This window comes from Bacillus sp. SH5-2, assembly GCF_008368905.1.
Taxonomy (GTDB): domain Bacteria; phylum Bacillota; class Bacilli; order Bacillales; family Bacillaceae_G; genus Bacillus_A; species Bacillus_A luti.
In genome coordinates this window covers 1-1,408 of sequence record NZ_QOSD01000043.1, presented here as the reverse complement: position 1 = coordinate 1,408, position 1,408 = coordinate 1, and the positions used below count along the sequence as shown (strand labels likewise).

Sequence of the window (1,408 nt, the reverse complement as noted above, 5' to 3'; positions counted from 1 at the left end):
CACATCCATCAACTTAAGGATTTAGACTATTCTTAAATTTAAAAGCACGTTACTATTCTCTTATGTTAATGAGAAAGGGTGACGTGCTTTTTATGAATATGCATCAAAAACAAGAGCTGTCTTTATTTGCCGAAGAGTTATATCGATATATGTCTCCCGCTACACTTAATCAATTAGCTTTAGAAGCTGGTGGAATGAAACGAAAACGTAAGTGCCATGGGCACCATTTTTTATCTTTGTGTGTATGGTTAAATCAACAAATCGCTACAACCTCTCTTACTCAACTTTGTAGTCAATTAGAAACTTCAACAGGAATTTTATTAAGTCCTGAGGGACTGAATCGACGATTTAACTCGGCTTCTGTAGCCTTCTTTCGAAATGTATTTACTACACTTCTACAAGCTAAAATTGGAGGATCATCTACAATTGCTCATTCTCTTTCTGCTTACTTTGAGCGGATTCGCATCCTTGATTCTACAACCTTTCAAGTTCCAAATCGATTCGCAGCTACTTATCCTGGTGCCGGAGGCTGTAGTCATACAGCTGGTGTGAAAATTCAATTAGAGTATGACTTGTTGAGTGGAGAGTTTTCTGATGTGAAAATTGAACCAGGAAAACGAAGTGATCAGGCATATGGGGCGACTCGAATGGACATGACACAAAAGAATGAACTATATATTCGTGACTTAGGGTATTTTCGTTTACAAGACTTTAAATCGATCCAAGATAAGGAAGGGTATTATTTATCGCGTCTTAAATTACCAACTAAAATATATAGAAAAGAATTCGAAACAGTGGTATTTAAAACAAAACCTGCTCAATTGAGACCGATATATATACAAATTCATTTGGAAGACATCATGAACCAATTACAACCTGGCCAAGTGTATGAATTACATGATGTATATGTAGGGAGCAAAGACAAACTACCCACTCGCATTGTGGTTTATAGATGTACAGAGGAGCAAAAACAGAAACGTCTACATGATCGGGCTATTCGTGAAAAGAAAAAAGGGATTACATATACAGAGCGTACGAAACTTTTACAAGGAATTACGGTATATATGACAAACATTCCTACGGAATGGGTACCGAAAGAGAAAATCTATGATTTATACTCACTGCGTTGGCAAATTGAGCTGTTATTTAAAATATGGAAATCTTGCTTTCAAATTCATCGTTGTAAATCTATTAAACAAGAACGATTAGAATGTCACCTTTATGGGCAACTCATTAGTATTCTATTATGCTCTTCTACTATGTTTAAAATGCGAGAACTCCTGTTACGTAAGAAACAGAAAGAGCTAAGTGAATATAAAGCGATGTACATAATTAAGGATTATTTTTTACTTTTTTACCAAGCATTACACAAAAACACCCAAGAATTATCAAAGGTTCTCCTTCGTCT

The 1,408-nt window shown here is 35.4% G+C and carries 1 protein-coding gene; it reads left to right on the top strand.

Annotation, left to right across the window (positions count from 1 at the left end):
* Nucleotides 1-92 precede the first annotated feature (92 nt).
* On the top strand, nucleotides 93-1,408 hold a 1,316-nt coding region (locus DN410_RS27470; RefSeq protein WP_149178819.1), incomplete at its 3' end, for an IS4 family transposase.